The 18158-nt window shown below is 73.5% G+C and carries 18 protein-coding genes; 12 read left to right on the top strand and 6 right to left on the bottom strand.

What is annotated here, in order from left to right:
• Positions 1–22: 22 nt before the first annotated feature.
• Genes dnaJ through OG774_RS00625 form a run of 3 tightly spaced genes read right to left on the bottom strand, consistent with a single transcriptional unit; the run spans position 23 to position 2693 of the window.
• Positions 23–1180, bottom strand: a complete 1158-nt coding sequence (gene dnaJ / locus OG774_RS00635) for a molecular chaperone DnaJ (protein WP_328306019.1) — start codon at positions 1178–1180, stop codon at positions 23–25.
• A 56-nt stretch (positions 1181–1236) separates the two neighbouring features.
• The gene (gene hrcA, locus OG774_RS00630; protein ID WP_328306018.1) at positions 1237–2310 is read right to left on the bottom strand and encodes a heat-inducible transcriptional repressor HrcA; all 1074 of its coding nucleotides are present in this window, start codon (positions 2308–2310) and stop codon (positions 1237–1239) included.
• A 32-nt stretch (positions 2311–2342) separates the two neighbouring features.
• Positions 2343–2693: a hypothetical protein gene (locus OG774_RS00625; protein ID WP_328306017.1), complete on the bottom strand. Its 351-nt coding sequence runs from the start codon at positions 2691–2693 to the stop codon at positions 2343–2345.
• A gap of 119 nt (positions 2694–2812) precedes the next feature.
• On the opposite strand from OG774_RS00625, the gene OG774_RS00620 reads away from it, so the two are divergent.
• A complete protein-coding gene (locus OG774_RS00620; protein ID WP_328310697.1) occupies positions 2813–3094 on the top strand; it encodes a helix-turn-helix domain-containing protein in 282 nt (93 codons plus the stop codon).
• A 351-nt stretch (positions 3095–3445) separates the two neighbouring features.
• Here the strand turns inward: OG774_RS00620 and hemW are convergent, their stop codons facing one another.
• A complete protein-coding gene (gene hemW, locus OG774_RS00615) occupies positions 3446–4681 on the bottom strand; it encodes a radical SAM family heme chaperone HemW (RefSeq protein ID WP_328306016.1) in 1236 nt (411 codons plus the stop codon).
• Between the two features lie 398 nt (positions 4682–5079).
• On the opposite strand from hemW, the gene OG774_RS29770 reads away from it, so the two are divergent.
• The 7 genes from OG774_RS29770 to OG774_RS00585 all read left to right on the top strand — a co-directional run bounded on the left by OG774_RS29770 (position 5080) and on the right by OG774_RS00585 (position 12502).
• A complete protein-coding gene (locus OG774_RS29770; RefSeq protein WP_420791816.1) occupies positions 5080–5163 on the top strand; it encodes a putative leader peptide in 84 nt (27 codons plus the stop codon).
• Positions 5164–5272: 109 nt separating this feature from the next.
• Positions 5273–7054: a nitrite/sulfite reductase gene (locus OG774_RS00610; RefSeq protein ID WP_328306015.1), complete on the top strand. Its 1782-nt coding sequence runs from the start codon at positions 5273–5275 to the stop codon at positions 7052–7054.
• A 139-nt stretch (positions 7055–7193) separates the two neighbouring features.
• Positions 7194–7922, top strand: a complete 729-nt coding sequence (locus tag OG774_RS00605) for a phosphoadenylyl-sulfate reductase (protein WP_328306014.1) — start codon at positions 7194–7196, stop codon at positions 7920–7922.
• Positions 7919–8836 (top strand): sulfate adenylyltransferase subunit CysD, encoded by a 918-nt coding sequence (gene cysD / locus OG774_RS00600; protein WP_328306013.1) that lies wholly within the window; start codon positions 7919–7921, stop codon positions 8834–8836. The genes OG774_RS00605 and cysD overlap by 4 nt, the downstream gene beginning before the upstream one ends.
• Entirely contained in the window at positions 8836–10110 is a 1275-nt protein-coding gene (locus tag OG774_RS00595) for a sulfate adenylyltransferase subunit 1 (protein WP_328306012.1), read from the top strand. Before cysD ends, OG774_RS00595 begins: the two co-directional genes overlap by 1 nt.
• A 74-nt stretch (positions 10111–10184) precedes the next feature.
• Entirely contained in the window at positions 10185–11297 is a 1113-nt protein-coding gene (locus OG774_RS00590) for an LLM class flavin-dependent oxidoreductase (protein WP_328306011.1), read from the top strand.
• Positions 11294–12502 carry an acyl-CoA dehydrogenase family protein gene (locus OG774_RS00585; RefSeq protein WP_328306010.1) on the top strand — a complete coding sequence of 403 codons (1209 nt, stop codon included), beginning with the start codon at positions 11294–11296 and terminating at the stop codon, positions 12500–12502. Before OG774_RS00590 ends, OG774_RS00585 begins: the two co-directional genes overlap by 4 nt.
• On the opposite strand, the gene OG774_RS00580 is transcribed toward OG774_RS00585, so the two are convergent.
• Both OG774_RS00580 and OG774_RS00575 read right to left on the bottom strand, forming a co-directional pair.
• Positions 12493–12831, bottom strand: a complete 339-nt coding sequence (locus OG774_RS00580) for a cupin domain-containing protein (protein WP_274195731.1) — start codon at positions 12829–12831, stop codon at positions 12493–12495. The genes OG774_RS00585 and OG774_RS00580 overlap by 10 nt on opposite strands.
• Positions 12832–12961: 130 nt before the next feature.
• Positions 12962–13585 carry an NADPH-dependent F420 reductase gene (locus OG774_RS00575; protein WP_328306009.1) on the bottom strand — a complete coding sequence of 208 codons (624 nt, stop codon included), beginning with the start codon at positions 13583–13585 and terminating at the stop codon, positions 12962–12964.
• A 115-nt stretch (positions 13586–13700) separates the two neighbouring features.
• On the opposite strand from OG774_RS00575, the gene OG774_RS00570 reads away from it, so the two are divergent.
• The 4 genes from OG774_RS00570 to OG774_RS00555 all read left to right on the top strand — a co-directional run bounded on the left by OG774_RS00570 (position 13701) and on the right by OG774_RS00555 (position 18139).
• Positions 13701–14342 (top strand): TetR/AcrR family transcriptional regulator, encoded by a 642-nt coding sequence (locus tag OG774_RS00570; RefSeq protein WP_328306008.1) that lies wholly within the window; start codon positions 13701–13703, stop codon positions 14340–14342.
• A gap of 534 nt (positions 14343–14876) precedes the next feature.
• Entirely contained in the window at positions 14877–15578 is a 702-nt protein-coding gene (locus OG774_RS00565; protein ID WP_328306007.1) for a GNAT family N-acetyltransferase, read from the top strand.
• Positions 15579–15600: 22 nt separating this feature from the next.
• Entirely contained in the window at positions 15601–16746 is a 1146-nt protein-coding gene (locus tag OG774_RS00560; protein WP_328306006.1) for an LLM class flavin-dependent oxidoreductase, read from the top strand.
• 10 nt (positions 16747–16756) lie between these two features.
• The gene (locus OG774_RS00555) at positions 16757–18139 is read left to right on the top strand and encodes an NtaA/DmoA family FMN-dependent monooxygenase (RefSeq protein ID WP_328306005.1); all 1383 of its coding nucleotides are present in this window, start codon (positions 16757–16759) and stop codon (positions 18137–18139) included.
• Positions 18140–18158: the final 19 nt, after the last annotated feature.

The following is an 18158-nucleotide window of genomic DNA, read 5'->3' as shown; positions in this document are numbered from 1 at the left end:
CGATCCGGGTCCGAGCTCTGGCTCACCGAGCGCGGCCACCCGACCGCCGCCGGCCGAACAGGCCGTTGCGGTGCGCGGCGAGGTCGGGGCGCTCCTCGCCGCGGAGCTCGGCGAGCTCGCGGAGCAGCTCGGTCTGGCGGGCGTCGAGCCGGTCGGGCACCTGGACGTCCAGGTGCACGAGCAGGTCGCCCCGCCCGTCGGTGCGCCCGGTGGACCGCAGCCGCGGCATCCCCTTGCCGCGCAGGGTGATCGTCGTGTTCGCCTGTGTGCCGGGCTCGATCGAGAGCTCCTCGTCGCCCTCGAGGGTGCGCTGCGGCAGCGTGGTGCCCAGCGCCGCCGCGGTCATCGGCAGGCTGACGTGGCAGTGCAGGTCGACGCCGTCGCGGGTGAAGTACTCGTGGCGCTCCTCGGAGACCTCGATGTAGAGGTCGCCCGCCGGCCCGCCACCGGGGCCGACCTCGCCCTGGCTGGCCATCCGGATGCGCATGCCGTCGCCCACGCCGGCCGGCACCTGCACGGTGACGGTCCGCCGCGAGCGCACGCGCCCGTCGCCGCCGCACTGGTTGCAGGGGCTCGGGATGATCTCGCCGGTGCCGCGGCAGACCGGGCAGGCCCGCGCCGTGACGACCTGGCCGATGAACGAGCGCTGCACGTTCTGGATCTCGCCGCGGCCGTCGCAGGTGTCGCAGGTCTCGGTGTGCGTGCCCGGCTCGGCGCCGCCGCCGTGACACTTCTCGCAGAGCACGGCGGTGTCGACGGTGAGGTCGCGGGCGACGCCGGTCGCACACTCCTCGAGCGTGAGGTCGATGCGGATCAGCGCGTCCTCGCCGGGCTGGACGCGGCTGCGCGGGCCGCGGCCGCCCGTGGCGCCCGCCGCGCCGAAGAACGCGTCCATGATGTCGCCGAGCCCGCCGAAGCCGGCCGAGGAGAAGCCGCCGCCACCGCTGCCGCCACCGCGCGCGGTCTCGAGCGGGTCCCCGCCGAGGTCGACGATCCGCCGCTTCTGCGGGTCGGTGAGGACCTCGTAGGCGCTCTTGACGTCGTGGAACTTCGCCTGCGTCTCGTCGTCCGGATTGACGTCGGGGTGCAGTTCCCGGACGAGCTTGCGGTAGGCCCGCTTGATCTCGCCGTCGTCAGCGTCCCGGGACACGCCCAGGATTCCGTAGTAGTCCTTCGCCACGCTGGTCCTCGTCCGTCCTGTCGTTGCGTGCTGTCGCCGCCCTGCGAGGCGAGCGCTCAGCGTCCCCCGACGATCTCACCGACGTAGCGGGCCACCGCACGCACCGCCGCGATCGCACTGGGGTAGTCCATCCGCGTCGGCCCGACGACGCCCATGCCGCCGAGGGCAGTAGTCCCCGCTCCGTAACCGATCGACACCGTGGCGGCGCTCCACAGGTCCTCGGACTCGTTCTCCTCGCCGATGCGCACGGTCACGGTGCCCGGGTCGCTCGCCGAGGTGAGCAGACGGAGTACCACCACCTGCTCCTCGAGCGCCTCCAGCATCCCCCGCAGCGCACCGGCGTCGGTGCCCGCCCGGGTGAGGTTCGCCGTGCCGCCGAGCACCAGGCGCTCCTCGGGCCGCTCGAGCAGGGCCTCGACCAGCACCGCGGCCACGCTGAGCAGCGGGGAGCGCAGGCCGTCGGGGGCGTCCTCGGGCAGCTCGGACATCCTCGTCGAGGCCGTGGCCAGAGGCTGGCCGACCAGCGAATTGTTGAGCAGGGCACGCAGCCGTGCGACGTCCTGCTCGTCGAGCACGTCGCCGAGGTCGACGACGCGCTGGTCGACCCGTCCGGCGTCGGTGATGAGCACCAGCATCAGGCGGGCCGGGGTCAGGCGGACGACCTCGAGGTGGCGCACGGTCGAGCGGGACAGCGTCGGGTACTGGACGACGGCCACCTGGCGGGTGAGCTGCGCGAGCAGCCGCACGCTGCGCTTGAGCACGTCGTCGAGGTCGACCGCGCCCTCGAGGAACTGCGTGATCGCCCGGCGCTCGGCCCCGGAGAGGGGCTTGACCTGGTGCAGGCGGTCGACGAAGAGCCGGTAGCCCTTGTCGGTGGGGATGCGCCCGGCGCTGGTGTGGGGCTGGGCGATGTAGCCCTCCTCCTCCAACGCCGCCATGTCGTTGCGCACCGTCGCGCTCGAGACGCCGAGGTTGTGACGGTCGACGAGGGCCTTCGACCCGACCGGCTCGTTGGTGGCCACGAAGTCGGCGACGATCGCGCGCAGGACGGCGACGCGGCGCTCCTCGGCGTTCACCGCGTCCACCTCCCGAGCCTCCGTGACGTCCCGGCTGACGTCCCGACCTTCCATGGTAGGCGAGGTGCGGCGGGCGGGTGGGGGCGTCAGGGCAGCGCCGGTTCTGTCGCCGGGACCGCTGCCGGGACCACTGCCGGGACCGCCGCCAGGATGCCCTCCACGCTGCGCGCGACGACGCGGGCGAGGTCGGTGCGGGCGCGGTCGGCGCGGGGGTCCTCCCCGGCGCGGCGCCAGCGAATCAGGGCGTCGAGGGCCAGCCCGCGGACGTCGGCCGCCGGGAGGTCCGGCGGGGCGCCGAGGCGGGCGGCAGCGGACGGCCCGTCGCCGCCGAGCAGCCGGCGGGCGTCCTCGACCTCACCGCGCTCGCCGGTGCCCGGTCGGGTGTGCAGGGCGACCAGCGCGTCCTGCTCGACGAACTCGTGGGCCCCGGTGAGCACCCGCTCGACGGCACCTCCGAGCTCGGTGGCGGCCGCCTCCCCGCCGGCCCGGGGGTGCGGGACGGCACGCAGGACGCGCTCGAGGGCGCCGAGGGCCGCGCGGGCCCGGAAGACGCGCGATCTCGACCCTTCTCGCCTGCGCGCGCGACCTGAACCCCGCCACCGAGCCGGTCGCCGACGACGCCACCCCGGACCTGCCGACGCCCCGGGTCGCCCTGACCGAGCGCGAGCGGGAGGTCGCCGCCCTGGTCGTCGAGGGCCTGACCTACCGGGAGATCGGCGCGCGGCTGTTCCTGTCGGCCAAGACCGTCGAGCACCACGTCGCCCGCCTGCGCCACCGGCTCGGGTCGGCGACGCGCAGCGAGCTCTTCGGCGACCTGCGCGCCGCGCTGGGGCGCTGAGACGCCACTTCGGTGGCGATACCCGCGCTCAGCGCGGGAATCGTCACCGAGGTCGTCCTGTCCTGAGTGGACGCCCACGCCGTCATTCCCTCCCTCGACCTGCCGAGCGAGACCCCGGAATGCTTCGGTTCCCGAAGCATCCGGGTCGGACGAGTCGAGCCTCCGGGGGTATGGGGAACTCCTCTGACGCAAGCACGCAGGGAACGCGGCGAGGGGCGGACAGCCGCCCTCCCTCGACGTCCGGAACACGGAGCGCGCCGGGCAGCCCTGACGGTCGTCGGCGGGCGCTGCAACGCCACCTCGGTGGCGAAACCCGTGCTCAGCGCGGGATCCGGCACCGAAGCCGCAGCGTCACGCCCCCGCGAGCGAGATCGCGACACCGTCGGCGAGCAGCCGCCCCCGCCTCGTGAGCACCGCACGCCCGCCCGCCCAGGCGTCGGGAGCGAGCAGGCCCTCCTGGGCGGCCTGTTCGCCGGCAGCCCGACCCGGTCCGTCGAGGGCCTCCGCGGCGAGACCGTCGACCGTGCGGACCTCGAGCAGCACCTGCTCGAGGTGGGCCTCCTCCGGCGTGACGCGCTCGCGGGCCTCGGCGGGCGAGCGCCCCTCGGCGAGAGCAGCCGAGTAGCGCGCAGGGTGGCGCACGTTCCACCAGCGTGTGCCGCCGACGTGGGAGTGCGCGCCCGGTCCGGCACCCCACCAGTCGCCGCCGCCCCAGTAGATCTGGTTGTGGCGGCAGCGGGCGTCGGTCGAGCGCGCCCAGTTCGACACCTCGTACCAGCCGAACCCGGCGGCGCCGAGCGTGTCGTCGACGATCTCGTAGCGGTCGGCGAGCACGTCGTCGTCGGGCATCGGCAGCTCGCCGCGTGCCACCCGGCGGGCCAGCGCGGTGCCCGCCTCGACGATCAGGGAGTACGCCGAGACGTGGTCGGCGCCGGAGGCCAGCACGGCATCCAGCGAGCGACGCAGGTCGGCGTCGGTCTCGGTCGGCGTGCCGTAGATGAGGTCGAGGTTGACGTGCCCGATCCCCGCGTCGAGGGCCTCCCCCACGACCCGCGCCGCGGCGCCGGGCGTATGACGGCGGTCGAGGACGGCGAGGACGTGGTCGACGTCGGACTGCATGCCCAGCGACAGGCGGGTGTAGCCGGCGTCGGTGATCGCGGCGAGGAGCTCGGGGGTCGTCGACTCGGGGTTGGCCTCGGTGGTCACCTCGGCGCCGGGCCGCAGGCTGAACGAGCTCCGGACCGCGTCGAGCACCGCGACCAGACCCTCCGCGCCGAGCAGCGAGGGCGTGCCGCCACCGAGGAAGACGGTGTCGGCGGCCGGGGGCGTGCCGAGCACCTGCGCGGCGAGGTCGAGCTCGCGGCGCAGGCCCTCGAGCCAGGAGGCGGGCGAGGCGGGGTCGTCGGACGACGTCAAACCCAGGTCGGACGCCGTGTAGGTGTTGAAGTCGCAGTAGCCGCACCGGGTCGCGCAGAACGGGACGTGCACGTAGATCCCGAAGGGTCGCGTGCCGAGCGCCGTGAGCGACGACGCCGGCAGGGCGCCGTCGGGGGGCGCCGGCTCGCCGGACGGGGGGACGGAAGGCACGGATCCAGTGTGCCCCCGCTCGTGGCGGGCCCGGCCGGCGCAATCCGTAGTCCCGTCGCGCGCTTGCCGTGGTCCACCCGGCGAGATCGCACTGACCTTCGCCGACGACCGCACGAGCACCGCGAAGTGGGCCGGACCTGGGCATCGACACGCAGAGCTTCGCGGGTCTGCCGATCGACGCGTTCGAGGTGATGCGACCACGGACCCGAGGTCCCGGTGACCTACGAGTGCGTGCGCTCCGGCCGCTGAGCGAGTGCGTGGCGTGACGGACACCCAGTGTCTGCGGCGCCACGCCGCTGACACTCCCGACGCCCCCCGGCCGCCGTCCCCGTCGCGCAACAGCACTGTGGGCGAAGGTCACGTGGAGAAAGACCCCTCCTCATGGCAGTCTGGGAGGCGTGCGCGCGACCGGACTGCTCCTCGTGAGCCGACGTCACGTCGACCTCGTGCGCCTCGCGAGCTCCCTCTGCCGGGCTCACTGAGCGCGAAGCACCGCCACCACATCCCAGCGGGTCCCGCGCGCCACGGCATCGAGGGCCGCCTCGTCATGCCTGCGCGCGGCCGTGCACCACCCCGGAGGAACCCCGAGACATGGCTGCTAGTTCTGGCGCCCCCTCGTCCGAGAAGGCCGCCACCTCGGAGGAGTCGTACGCGGAGACCACTCCGCTGCGTCACTCCGGGGCCACCGAGGACGCCCCGCCGCAGCCCAGGCCCGCCCGGGCGCGCAAGGGCAAGGCGGAGGGCCAGTGGGCGCTGGGCTACCGCGAGCCGCTGAACAAGAACGAGCAGTCCAAGAAGGACGACCACCCGCTGAACGTGCGGGCGCGCATCGAGAACATCTACGCCCACCGCGGCTTCGACTCGATCGACCCGGCCGACCTGCGCGGACGCTTCCGGTGGATGGGGCTCTACACCCAGCGCGCCGAGGGCTTCCCGGGCACCGACACCGGGCACGTCGACGAGGAGGAGCTCGACGCGCCGCACTTCATGCTGCGGGTGCGCGTCGACGGCGGCGGCCTGACCACCGAGCAGCTGCGCGTCATCGGCGAGATCTCCCAGACCTTCGCCCGCGACACGGCCGACGTCACCGACCGCGAGAACATCCAGCTGCACTGGATCCGCGTCGAGGACATGCCGGAGATCTGGCGTCGGCTCGAGGCCGTCGACCTCTACACCACCGAGGCCTGCGGCGACTGCCCCCGCGTCATCCTCGGCTCGCCGGTGGCGGGCATCAGCGCCGACGAGATCATCGACGGCACCCCGGCGATCGACGAGATCGTGGAGCGCTTCATCGGCGACCGCTCGCTCGCGAACCTCCCCCGCAAGTTCAAGACCTCGATCTCCGGGCAGCAGGACGTCGCCCACGAGGTCAACGACGTCGCCTTCGTCGGGGTGGACCACCCCGAGCACGGCCCGGGCTTCGACGTGCACGTCGGCGGTGGGCTCTCCACCAACCCCAAGCTCGCCGTGCGCCTCGGTGCCTGGGTGCCGCTCGACGAGGTCGCCGACGTCTGGCACGCCGTGGTGCAGGCCTTCCGCGACTACGGCTACCGCCGCCTGCGCACCCGCGCGCGCATCAAGTTCCTCATCGCCGACTGGGGCCCCGAGAAGTTCCGCCAGGTCATGGAGGACGAGTACCTGGGCCGGAAGATGCTCGACGGCCCGGCGCCGGAGGCCATCGCCGGCACCATCGACCACATCGGCATCCACGACCAGATCGACGGCAACCACTACGTCGGCGTGGCCCCGCCGGCCGGCCGCACCAGCGGGTCGACGCTCGTCGGCGTCGCGAAGGCCGCCGAGGAGGCCGGGTCGGGCCGCGTCCGGCTCACGCCGTACCAGAAGATCCTCGTGCTGGACGTGCCCGGCGAGGAGCTCGACGGGCTCACCGCCGCGCTCGACCACCTCGGCCTCCCGGCCCGCCCGACGCCGTGGCGCCGGGCGACGATGGCGTGCACCGGCCTGGAGTTCTGCAAGCTCGCGTTCGTCGACACCAAGAACCGCGCGGGCGAGCTCGTCGAGGAGCTCGACCGGCGTCTCGCCGACGTCCAGGACGCCCTCGAGCACCCGGTGTCGATCCACCTCAACGGCTGCCCGAACTCCTGCGCGCGGGTCCAGGTCGCGGACATCGGCCTCAAGGGCCAGATCGTCAACGACGCCGAGGGCAACCCGGCCGCCGGGTTCCAGGTGCACCTCGGCGGCGGGCTCGGCCTCGACGCGGGCTTCGGCCGCAAGCTGCGCGGTCACAAGGTGCTCTCCGCCGACCTCGGCGACTACGTCGAGCGCGTCGTGCGCGCCTACGCCGAGCAGCACGAGGCCGGCGAGCGCTTCGCCCAGTGGGTCGTGCGGGCGGAAGAAGGACAGCTGACATGAGGCTGGTCCTCCAGTACTGCCCCTACTGCGGCGAGCAGGACCTGCGGCCCCGGGAAGAGCCTGCGGGCGCCTGGGAGTGCGCTGACTGCCGCAGCACCTTCGTCGTCACCCCGGCACCGGCTCCGGCGAGAGGATCCGCATGACCACCACGACAGGCACGCGGGACGATCTGCGCACCGAGGCGCTCGCCGCCGGCGAGCGGTTCGCCGCCCGCGAGGGCAGCGTGAGCCACGAGGAGCTGACCCGCGAGATCCTCGCCTGGGCCGCCGAGACGTTCGGCGAGGGCCTGATCGTCGCGTCGAACATGCAGGACGCCGTGCTCGTCGAGCTGGGTGCCGCCGCCCGTCCGGGTGTCGACGTGCTGTTCCTCGAGACCGGCTACCACTTCGCCGAGACGCTCGGCACCCGCGACGCGGTGGCCCAGACCTACGGCGTCACCATCGTCCAGGCCGAGCCCGAGCTGACGGTCGCCGAGCAGGACGCGACCTTCGGCAAGGATCTCTTCAACATCGACCCCGGCCAGTGCTGCAACATGCGCAAGGTCGAGCCGCTGCGCAGGACGCTCGCGCGCTACGACGCCTGGGTCACCGGCGTCCGCCGCGTCGAGGCGCCGACCCGCGCGGCGACGCCCCTGGTCACCTGGGACGAGCGCCACGACCTCGTCAAGATCAACCCGATCGCCCACTGGTCCGACGAGCAGATGGACGCCTACATCCGCGAGCACGCGGTGCTCGTGAACCCGCTGGTCGAGGCGGGCTACCCCTCGATCGGCTGTGCGCCCTGCACCGCCAAGCCGGCCCCGGGCGCCGACCCGCGCAGCGGGCGCTGGGCGGGCTTCTCCAAGACCGAGTGCGGGCTGCACGGATGACCGCCGCCGCGGTGGAGACGCTCCACACCGACCAGCTCGACGCCCTCGAGTCCGAGGCGATCCACATCATGCGCGAGGTCGCGGGCGAGTTCGACCGCCCGGTGATCCTCTTCTCCGGCGGCAAGGACTCGATGCTGCTGGTGCACCTCGCGCGCAAGGCGTTCTGGCCCGCGCCGATCCCGTTCCCGGTGCTGCACGTCGACACCGGGCACAACTTCGACGAGGTGATCGAGTTCCGGGACGCCGTCGTCGAGCGCTACGGCCTCGAGCTCGAGGTGGCGCGCGTCCAGGACTACATCGACGACGGGCGGCTCGAGGAGCGCGCGGACGGCACTCGCAACCCGCTGCAGACCACCCCGCTGCTGGACGCCATCGCCGAGCACCGCCACGACGCGGTGTTCGGCGGCGGGCGCCGCGACGAGGAGCGGGCGCGCGCCAAGGAGCGCGTGTTCAGCCTGCGCAACGCCTTCGGCCAGTGGGAGCCGTCGCGCCAGCGGCCCGAGCTGTGGAACCTCTACAACGGGCGCCACAAGCCCGCCGAGCACGTGCGCGTGTTCCCGCTGTCGAACTTCACCGAGCTCGACGTCTGGCGCTACATCCGGCGCGAGGGCATCGAGCTCCCGTCGATCTACTACGCGCACACGCGTGAGGTGTTCTCCCGCGACGGGATGTGGCTGACCTCAGGGCCGTGGTTCGGGCCCCGCGACGACGAGGAGGTCGTCGCGAAGACCGTGCGCTACCGCACGGTCGGCGACGGCTCCTGCACCGGCGCCGTGGAGTCGGACGCGTCGACGCTCGACGAGGTGCTGGACGAGGTCCGCGAGAGCCGGTTGACCGAGCGCGGTGCCACCCGGGCCGACGACCGTCTCTCGGAGGCCGCCATGGAGGACCGCAAGCGAGAGGGCTATTTCTGATGCCGGACCTGCTCAAGCTCGCGACCGCGGGCAGCGTCGACGACGGCAAGTCGACGCTGGTCGGACGTCTGCTCTACGACACCAAGTCGGTGCTCGCCGACCAGATGGAGGCCGTCGAGCGCGCCACGCAGGGCGGCGGAGACCCCGACCTGTCGCTGCTTGTCGACGGGCTGCGCTCGGAGCGCGAGCAGGGCATCACGATCGACGTCGCCTACCGGTACTTCGCCACGCCGCGGCGCTCGTTCGTCCTCGCCGACACCCCCGGGCACGTCCAGTACACCCGCAACACGGTCACCGGCGCGTCCACCGCGGCGCTCGCCGTGCTGCTGGTGGACGCCCGCGCCGGGATCGTCGAGCAGACGCGCCGGCACGTCGCGGTGATGGGCCTGCTGCGCGTGCCGCGCCTGGTGCTCGCGGTCAACAAGATGGACCTGGTCGACCACGACGAGAACACCTACTGGCGCATCGCCAAGGAGTTCTTCGGGCTCACCGAGGCCCTCGGCTACGCCGACGAGGACGTCGTGGCGATCCCGCTGTCGGCGAAGAAGGGCGACAACGTCGTCCTGCGCTCGGAGAACACGGCCTGGTACGAGGGCCCGACACTGCTCGAGCACCTCGAGTCGGTGCCGGTCGCGGGCGCCGACCACTCCGCGCCGCTGCGCTTCCCGGTGCAGTACGTCGTGCGCCCCCGCACCGAGTCCCACCCCGACTACCGCGGCTACGCCGGCCTCATCGCCGCGGGCACGGTGCGCGCCGGTGACGAGGTGATGGTCCTGCCCGACGGGCAGCGGACCCGGGTCGAGGGCATCGACACCTTCGACGGCGAGCTCGACGCCGCCCACGACGGGCAGAGCGTCGTCCTGCGCCTCGCCGACGACCTCGGGATCGCCCGCGGCGCCGTCATCGCCGCCCCGGGGGCGGCGGAGCCGGTCACCGAGTTCGACGCGACGCTCGCGTGGCTGCACGAGAAGCCGCTCAAGCCCGGCGCGCGCCTGCTGCTCAAGCACGGGACGCGCACCGTGCAGGCGATCGTGAGCGCGGTGACCCACCGGCTCGACACCGAGACCCTCACCCTCGACGAGGACCCCGGCGAGCTGGCGATCAACGACATGGGCCAGGTGTCGCTGACGGTGTCCGAGCCCCTGCCGCTCGACGACTACGACGTCGTCGCCGCCACCGGCTCGTTCCTGCTCGTCGCCCCGCAGGCCGGCGACACCCTCGGCGCGGGCCTCGTCGGCCGCCCGCTCCTCACGGCGCCGCTCGACCACGCCTGAGGATCGCACTCCGCCGACACGTGCAAGAACGCTCGGCCGGGTGCGCATCCCTCGGGGTGGGGGTAGCCCTGCCCATGCCCGTCGAGTTCATCGGCCAGATCAGCACCCAGTTCGCCTCGGAGATCCACCCGTCGTCGGGCCCGGCGATCGACCCGGACTTCGTCCGCCGCTTCGTCGGCGCCCACGAGGACGCCGGGTTCGACAAGGTGCTGGTCGGGCACAGCGCGTCGTCCGCCGACGGGCTGCAGGTCGCGGCCTTCGCCGCGGCGCACTCCGAGCGTCTCGGGTACCTCGTCGCCCACCGGCCCGGCTTCATGGCGCCGACGATGGCCGCGCGCGCCTTCGCGACGCTGGACCGCTTCTCGGGCGGGCGCGTCGCCGTGCACACCGTCTCCGGCGGCAGCGAGGCCGACCAGGCCCGCGACGGCGACCACCTCGACAAGGAGGGGCGCTACCGGCGCACCGACGAGTACCTCGAGGTCATGGAGCGCACCTGGACCGCCGAGGAGCCCTTCGACCACCGGGGCGAGTTCTACGACGTCGCCGACGTCCACGCGGTCGCCCGGCCGGTGCAGCAGCCGCGCATCCCGATCTACTTCGGCGGCTCGTCGCAGGCGGCCTACCGCGTCGGCGGCAAGCACGCCGACGTCTTCGCGCTCTGGGGCGAGCCGCTCGCCGAGACCGCGGAGCAGATAGCCGCGGTGCACGAGGCCGCGCGCGCCGCGGGCCGGTCGACGATGCCCCGGATCAGCGTCTCCTTCCGCCCGATCCTCGGCACCACCGAGGAGCAGGCCTGGGAACGCGCCCACGACGTCCTCGACCGCATCGTCGCCGCCGACGGCGGTGGTGGGTCGTTCACCGGGCGGACGACCCACCGCCGGGGCCACGAGACCACCCGCACCAACGCCGGCTCCCAGCGCCTGCTCGCCGCGGCCGAGCGGGGCGAGCTGCACGACCGCGCGCTGTGGACCCCGACGGCGGCGGCCTCCGGGGCCGCCGGGAACTCGACCGCGCTCGTCGGCACGCCCGAGACGGTCGCGGCCGCCCTGCTGGACTACGTCGACATCGGCGCGACGACGTTCCTGCTGCGGGGGTACGACCCGCTCGACGACGTCGCCGACTACGGCCGGCGGCTGCTCCCCCTCGTGCGCGAGGAGCTGGCCCGGCGCGAGAGGGTCCCGGCGTGACGACGCCCTCCGCCGCCGTGAGCGCCGCGGCCCGCTCCCCCGACGTCCGCACGCTCCTGGCCGGGATCGCCGAGGGCGCCGCGGAGCGCGAGCGCCGCGACGAGAGCCCGTTCGCGCAGGTAGCGGCCGTCGCGAAGGCGGGGCTGGGCGCGTTGTCGCTGCCCGTCGACGAGGGCGGGCAGGGCGCCTCGGTGCGCGAGCTCCTGGCCTTCGTCATCGACCTCGCCGAGGCCGACCCGATCGTCGCCCACGTCCTGCGCACCCACTACAGCCAGGTGCTCGGGTTCCTGCGCAGCCCGCACCCCGACGTGCGGCGCCGCTGGCTCGACCGGATCCGCGCCGGGACGGTGCTGGGCAACGCGATCTCGGAGACGGGCCCGTCCGCGGCGGGCGGCCACGAGTACGACACGCGCCTCGACGAGGTCGACGGGCGCCTCGTGCTCAACGGCACGAAGTACTACAGCACCGGGACCCTCTACGCGGACTGGATTGCCGTCGCGGCCCGCGTCGAGGGCGACCTCGTGGCGACCGTGATGGTCCCGGCCGACCGCGCGGGTGTCTCGGTGGTCGACGACTGGGACGGCATGGGGCAGAGCCGCACCGGCACGGGGACGACGACGTTCACCGACGTCGTGGTCGACCCCGACGACGTCCTGTCGCGCCGCCCGCGTCTCGAGCCGCGGGCCCCCGGCGACGTGGCGTTCCTGCAGCTCTACCTGCACGCTCTGGTCGCGGGCATCCTGCGCTCGGTGGTCGCCGACGCGACCGGGGTGGTGCGCTCGCGCAGCCGCACGTTCGAGCACGCGCCCGCGCCCCGGGCCGTCGAGGACCCGATCCTGCACGAGAAGGTCGGCACCCTGGCCGCCACGGCGTGGATCGCCGAGTCGGCGGTGCTCGCCGCGGCGGACGCCGTCCAGGGGGCGATGGACGCGGCGGGGCGCGGCGAGCCGACCGACGAGCTGCGCACCGCCGCGGCGCTGGCCCACTGCGCCGTGAAGATCCACCTGGACCCGGCGTCGCTGGCGGCCGCCTCGGACCTCTTCGACGTCGGCGGCGCGTCGGCGTCGAGCCGCGCGCGCAACCTCGACCGGCACTGGCGCAACCTGCGCACGCTCACGCTGCACAACCCGGCGTCGTACAAGGCCGCCGCGATCGGGCGTCACCTCGTCACCGGCGAGCCGCTGCCGGTGAACGGCTACTTCTGACCCAGCTTCGCCACCGTCAGCAGCACGACCGCGTCCTCCACGGCCTCGAGGCGGTGGCGTTCGTCGGGGACGACGAGCAGGTCGCCGCGCCGCCCGTCCCACGAGTCCTTGTCCGACACGAGTCGGACGCGGCCGCTGAGGACGACGAGGGTCGCCTCACCGGGGTTCTCGTGCTCGCCGAGCTGGCGACCCTCGGTCAGCGCGATCACGGTCTGCCGCATGACGTTCGAGTGCCCGCCCACGACGGTGTGGGCGGCCCGGCCCGCGGTGCTCGCGCGCGCCGCCGTGAGCTGCTGGCGGGCCATGGCGTCGAGGGAGAGCTTCAGCATTGGTCGTCCTCGTCCCGGCTGTGGTGGTGGACGACCATGCTCGCTGCTCGGAGCCCCCGTGAGCGAACTTTGGGCCTATCGGCCCAGAATTCGCCCACGGACGAGGGCGGCGACGGCCGGGGCGGACTGGTCAGCCGGCGACGTCGTCGACGCCGAGGGCGAAGTCCCCGTGGCCCACCCCGTGGCCGGCGAGTCCCACCGTGACCACACCCATTCCTTCCAGCCAGTGCGCCATCGTCAGGCCGCCGACGTCGAGCGGACGCAGCCCGAGGCTCTCGATGAACGCCGCCACGCTCGCCTTCGCCTGCGCACCGTCGCCGGCGATGAAGACGTCGGGTCGGCCCTTCTCCAGGACGCCGCGGAAGATGGTGTTGAACGCCTTCACGACGCCGGCGCCGGCCGGGGCCACCTCGGCGACCTCCCGCGCGATCGAGGTCTCCTCGCCGTGGGCGAGCCCGTCGAACGTCGCATTGAAGGGGTTGCTGATGTCAACGATGATCTTGCCCGCGAGGGCGTCCCCGTACTCGACGACGACCGGGACGACTCCGTCGTACAACAGGGCCGTGATGACGATGTCCCCGGCCGGGACGGCGCCCCACTCCCCCGCCGTCGCGCCGCCGCCCAGAGCCTTGGCCAGGTCGTCGGCCTTGGACTGATCGCGGCCCAGGACCTCGACGGTGTTGCCGCCCGCGACCGCCAGCGTGCCGATGGTCCGTGCCATGTTCCCGGTACCGAGGATGGTGATGCTGCCCATGAGGTGCGCTCTCTTCCTTTATGTACACCGATCTGTTTCTGCAACGTAGGTGACCCCGGGCGGAAGAGCAAGCTAGGTACACCGCTGCGTACCCCACGGGGCTACAGTCGGGGACATGACGGAGCCGGAGAAGGGCCCCCTGGGCCGGCGCCGCGGCCGGGGCGCGCGCGAGCGCATCCTCAGCGCGTCACAGCAGCTCTTCCGTGATCAGGGCATCAACCGCACCGGCATGGACCAGCTCTCTGCGGTGGCCCAGGTGTCCAAGCGCACGGCCTACCAGCACTTCACCAGCAAGGACGAACTCGTCGCCGAGTACCTGCGCCGGTTCGATCCCGACGTCATGTCCGGAGTGTTCGACCGCACCGACCTCACGCCCCGCGAACGACTCCTCGCCGCCTTCGACGTGCCTGCGTCCACGCCCCTGTGCCCCTACATCGCGGCGGCCGTCGAACTCCACGACCCCCGCCACCCCGCGTCGCGGTACGCACGCGAGTACAAGACCGCCATCGCCGCGCGGCTCACCGAGACCGCCCGCGAGGCCGGTGCCTCCGACCCGGGACGACTCGGCGAACAACTGGCGCTCCTGCTCGACGGCGCCTCGGCCCGCACCCGGGTCCTCGACAGCGAATCCTTCTCCACCGCCGCCGCCATCGCCGCGGTCCTCATCGACGACGCCATCCCGTCGCCATCTCCCGGGCAACCCGGCGAGGACCGCGGAACCACCGGGTCTGCTCCGGTTCCGGTGGGAGGCTCGTGACAGCCGGGCACACCTCGCAGGCCGGCGGCGTCTCAGGTAGGTGCCGGGGGGACCTCGAAGGCGAGCACACGTCGCGCACGGCGGTGGCGCGGTACGACGAGCTCCGGAGACGCGGTCGGAGCAGTGGGTGCCGTCGACACCTCGCACCGACGCTTCGATTTCCGAAGCTTTCTCCGCAGGTCGGTGCGGCCTCGCCCGCTACGGCACCTCGGGGGACGGCTCCGTAGGCTCCCTGACCCCGAGCGCACGGCGACCGGGGGACCCGGCGGCCACCCAGGACAGCAGCACGGCCGGGCCGGCGATCTGCGCGGCGTAGAGGACGGCGAACAGCCAGCCCGAGCCGACGATGTTGGAGAACCCGATCGCCGTCAGGGCCCCGACTCCGAAGTGCCGGCGCAGCCGCCCTCCTCCTCACCGACGTCGGCGTCGACCTGCTCGTCCGGTGTCGTGGTCACCGTGCCCCTTTCCCGAAGTCGGGGTCGGCGCACGCACGGGTCGCGGAATGGTCGTCGGGACGGGGCGGTTGTCCTCGACGTGGCACCCGCAGCGACAGGACCGCTCGACGACCCGGTCCGGGCCGCCCTGCTCGGTCCGCACGCGCACCTCGCGCAGCGCCACGGGAACGCGGTCCGCTACCAGCCCGACGTCTCCCCGTTCCTCGCGGAGCCGCACAGCGTCGCGGAGTGGGACGACGTCGCCGCCCTGGTCGGCGACGGGCGCTCGGTGATCCCGGCGTTCGCGCCCCTCGACCCGCCCGATCCCCTCGAGATCGGCATGTTCCTGCCCGGCGTGCAGATGGTGGGCGACGCCGTCCCCGGCCGTCCGGACCCCGACGCCGTCCGCCTCGGCCCCGACGACGTGCCCGCGATGCTCGCCCTCGTCGCCCGCACGCGGCCCGGGCCGTTCGGGAGCCGCACCGTCGAGATGGGCACCTACCTGGGCTTCGTCGAGGACGGCGTGCTGATCGCCATGGCGGGTGAGCGCCTCCACCCGCCCGGGTACACCGAGATCAGCGCGGTGTGCACCGACGCGGCCCACCGCGGCCGGGGGCTCGCGACCCGGCTCGTCCTCGCGGTCGCGGCCGGCATCCGTGCCCGCGGCGAGGTCCCGTTCCTGCACGCCGCGGCGGACAACACCACCGCGATCCGGCTCTACGAGCACCTCGGGTTCCGGCTGCGCGCCCGGCCGGACTTCGTGGCGCTCACCGTCCCGAGCGACGTCGCGGCCCGAACCTGACGAGCCCTGAGACAGGAGGACCATGACCTTCCACCTCGCGGTCGCCCTCGACGGCACCGGCTGGCATCCGGCGTCCTGGCGTGAGTCCGGCGCCCGCGCCGACGAGCTGCTGACAGCGGGCTTCTGGGTCGACCAGGTCCGCGAAGCCGAGGCCGGGCTCGCCGACCTCGTCACGTTCGAGGACGCCTTCGCCCTGCCCGGCAGCGAGCGCGCCGACCGCGTCCAGGGCCGCGTCGACGCCGTGCTGACCGCGCTGCGCGTCGGGCCGGTCACCTCGCACATCGGGCTGGTCCCGACCGTGATCGCGACCCACACCGAGCCGTTCCACGTGTCGACGCAGATCGCGACGCTGGACTGGGTCACGTCCGGGCGGGCCGGGCAGCGGATCAAGGTGTCGGCGGACCCGGCCGAGTACGCGCTGTTCGGTCGCCGCGATCCGGAGGACCGCGAGTCGCTCTTCGGCGAGGCCGCCGACCACGTCGAGGTCCAGCGCCGGCTGTGGGACTCGTGGGAGGACGACGCCGAGATCCGCGACGCCGCGACCGGCCGGTTCATCAACCGCGACAAGCTGCACTACATCGACTTCGAGGGCCCGCACTTCTCCGTGCGCGGCCCGTCGATCACGCCGCGCCCGCCGCAGGGCCAGCCCGTGGTCACCGCGCTCGCGCACGTCGACACCGCGTACCGGCTCGCCGCCCGCAGCGCCGACGTCGTGTTCGTGACCCCCGACGGCACCGGCCGCGACGGCCCGACCGGGGACGCGGCGTCGATCCTCGCCGAGGTCCGGGCGGCCGAGGGCGCGACCGACCGCACGACCCCGCTGCACGTGTTCGGCGACCTGCTGGTGCTCCTCGACGACACCGCCGACGCCGCCCGCGAACGACTGCGCCGCCTCGACGCCGCCGACGGCACGGAGCTGCGCAGCGACGCCCGCATCCTCGCCGGCACCGCGGGCGACGTCGCCGACGTCCTCGCGTCGTGGCGGGACGCGGGGCTGACCGGCGCCCGGTTGCGCCCGGCCGTCGCCGCCCACGATCTGCCGCGCATCACCCGCGAGCTCGTGCCCGAGCTGCAGCGCCGGGGCCTGCACCGCACCGCCTACGACGCCGACACCCTCAGGGGGCTGCTCGGTCTCGAGCGCCCCGCCGACCGCTACGCCACGGCCTGAGGAGGACCCCGTGCCCAAGCAGATCCACCTCGCCGCCCACTTCCCCGGCGTCAACAACACGACCGTCTGGAGCGACCCGGCGGCCGGCAGCCACATCGCGTTCGAGTCCTTCCGGCACTTCGCGCAGACCGCGGAGCGCGCGAAGTTCGACTTCCTGTTCCTCGCCGAGGGCCTGCGCCTGCGCGAACAGGGCGGCAAGATCTACGACCTCGACGTCGTCGGGCGCCCCGACAACGTCTCGATCCTCATGGCGATGGCCGCGGTCACCGAGCGGATCGGCCTCGCCGGCACGGTGAACTCCACGTTCAACGAGCCGCTCGACGTCGCCCGCAAGCTCGCCTCGCTCGACCACCTCTCCGGCGGCCGCGCCGCGTGGAACGTCGTGACCAGCTGGGACGAGTTCACCGGCGAGAACTTCCGCCGTGGCGGCTACCTGCCGAAGGACAAGCGCTACCTGCGCGCGCAGGAGTTCCTCGAGACCGCGAAGACGCTGTGGGACGCCTGGGACGTCGACGAGGTGCTGGCCGACGCGACGTCGGGGCGGTACCTGCGCCACGGCGACGCCGGCCGGTTCGAGGTGCACTCCGACCAGTTCGACATCTCGGGGCGGTTCGCGACCCCGCGCAGCCCGCAGGGCCACCCGGTGATCATCCAGGCGGGCGACTCCGAGGAGGGTCGCGAGTTCGCCGCGGCGAGCGCCGACGCGATCTTCACCCGGCATGCGGAGCTGGAGGCCGGCAAGGAGTTCTACGCCGACGTGAAGGGACGCCTGGCGAAGTTCGGGCGTCGCCACGAGGACCTCAAGATCCTGCCGGCCGCGACGTTCGTCCTGGGCGCCACCGAGGAGGAGGCGGCGGAGAACGCGCGCGGGGTGCAGTACCAGCAGGTGGGCCCGCAGACCGCGATCGCGTTCGCCGAGCAGATCTGGAACCGCGACCTCTCTGACGTCGACCCCGACGGCCCGGTGCCGTCGTTCGACCCGAGGACCGAGGACGACGTCGACAGCGGCGCCCACATCTCCAAGGGCCGCGCGAGCGTGCGGATGTACAAGGACCCGGTCGCGATCGCGAACGAGTGGCGCGAGCTCGGCGAGCGCGAGGGCCTCTCGCTGCGCGAGGTCGTGATCCGCAAGAACGGGCGCCACACGTTCGTCGGCACCCCCCGGCGGGTCGCCGACACCATCGACGAGTTCGTGCAGTCCGACGCCAGCGACGGCTTCGTCCTCGTCCCGCACGTCACCCCGGGCGGGTTGGACGTGTTCGCCGACGAGGTGGTGCCGCTGCTGCAGGAGAAGGGCTCGTTCCGCACCGAGTACGACGGCACGACGCTGCGCGAGCACCTCGGCCTGCAGCCCTCGCCCACCACGACCGCCCCGGCGGAGGCGCGCGCCTGACCCGCGACCGGCCGGGGTG

The sequence above is a fragment of the Actinomycetospora sp. NBC_00405 genome (assembly GCF_036044095.1).
GTDB lineage: Bacteria > Actinomycetota > Actinomycetes > Mycobacteriales > Pseudonocardiaceae > Actinomycetospora > Actinomycetospora callitridis.
Note: the sequence above shows the minus strand (reverse complement) of the source record. Positions and strands in the feature narration are given on the sequence as shown.

Coding starts and splice junctions, on each gene's coding strand:
- OG774_RS00605 (WP_328306014.1), top strand. CDS start 7,194: ATGACCACCACGACAGGCACGCGGGACGATCTGCGCACCGAGGCGCTC.
- OG774_RS00590 (WP_328306011.1), top strand. CDS start 10,185: ATGCCCGTCGAGTTCATCGGCCAGATCAGCACCCAGTTCGCCTCGGAG.
- cysD (WP_328306013.1), top strand. CDS start 7,919: ATGACCGCCGCCGCGGTGGAGACGCTCCACACCGACCAGCTCGACGCC.
- hrcA (WP_328306018.1), bottom strand. CDS start 2,310: ATGGAAGGTCGGGACGTCAGCCGGGACGTCACGGAGGCTCGGGAGGTG.
- OG774_RS00570 (WP_328306008.1), top strand. CDS start 13,701: ATGACGGAGCCGGAGAAGGGCCCCCTGGGCCGGCGCCGCGGCCGGGGC.
- OG774_RS00595 (WP_328306012.1), top strand. CDS start 8,836: ATGCCGGACCTGCTCAAGCTCGCGACCGCGGGCAGCGTCGACGACGGC.
- OG774_RS00560 (WP_328306006.1), top strand. CDS start 15,601: ATGACCTTCCACCTCGCGGTCGCCCTCGACGGCACCGGCTGGCATCCG.
- OG774_RS00575 (WP_328306009.1), bottom strand. CDS start 13,585: ATGGGCAGCATCACCATCCTCGGTACCGGGAACATGGCACGGACCATC.
- OG774_RS00610 (WP_328306015.1), top strand. CDS start 5,273: ATGGCTGCTAGTTCTGGCGCCCCCTCGTCCGAGAAGGCCGCCACCTCG.
- OG774_RS00580 (WP_274195731.1), bottom strand. CDS start 12,831: ATGCTGAAGCTCTCCCTCGACGCCATGGCCCGCCAGCAGCTCACGGCG.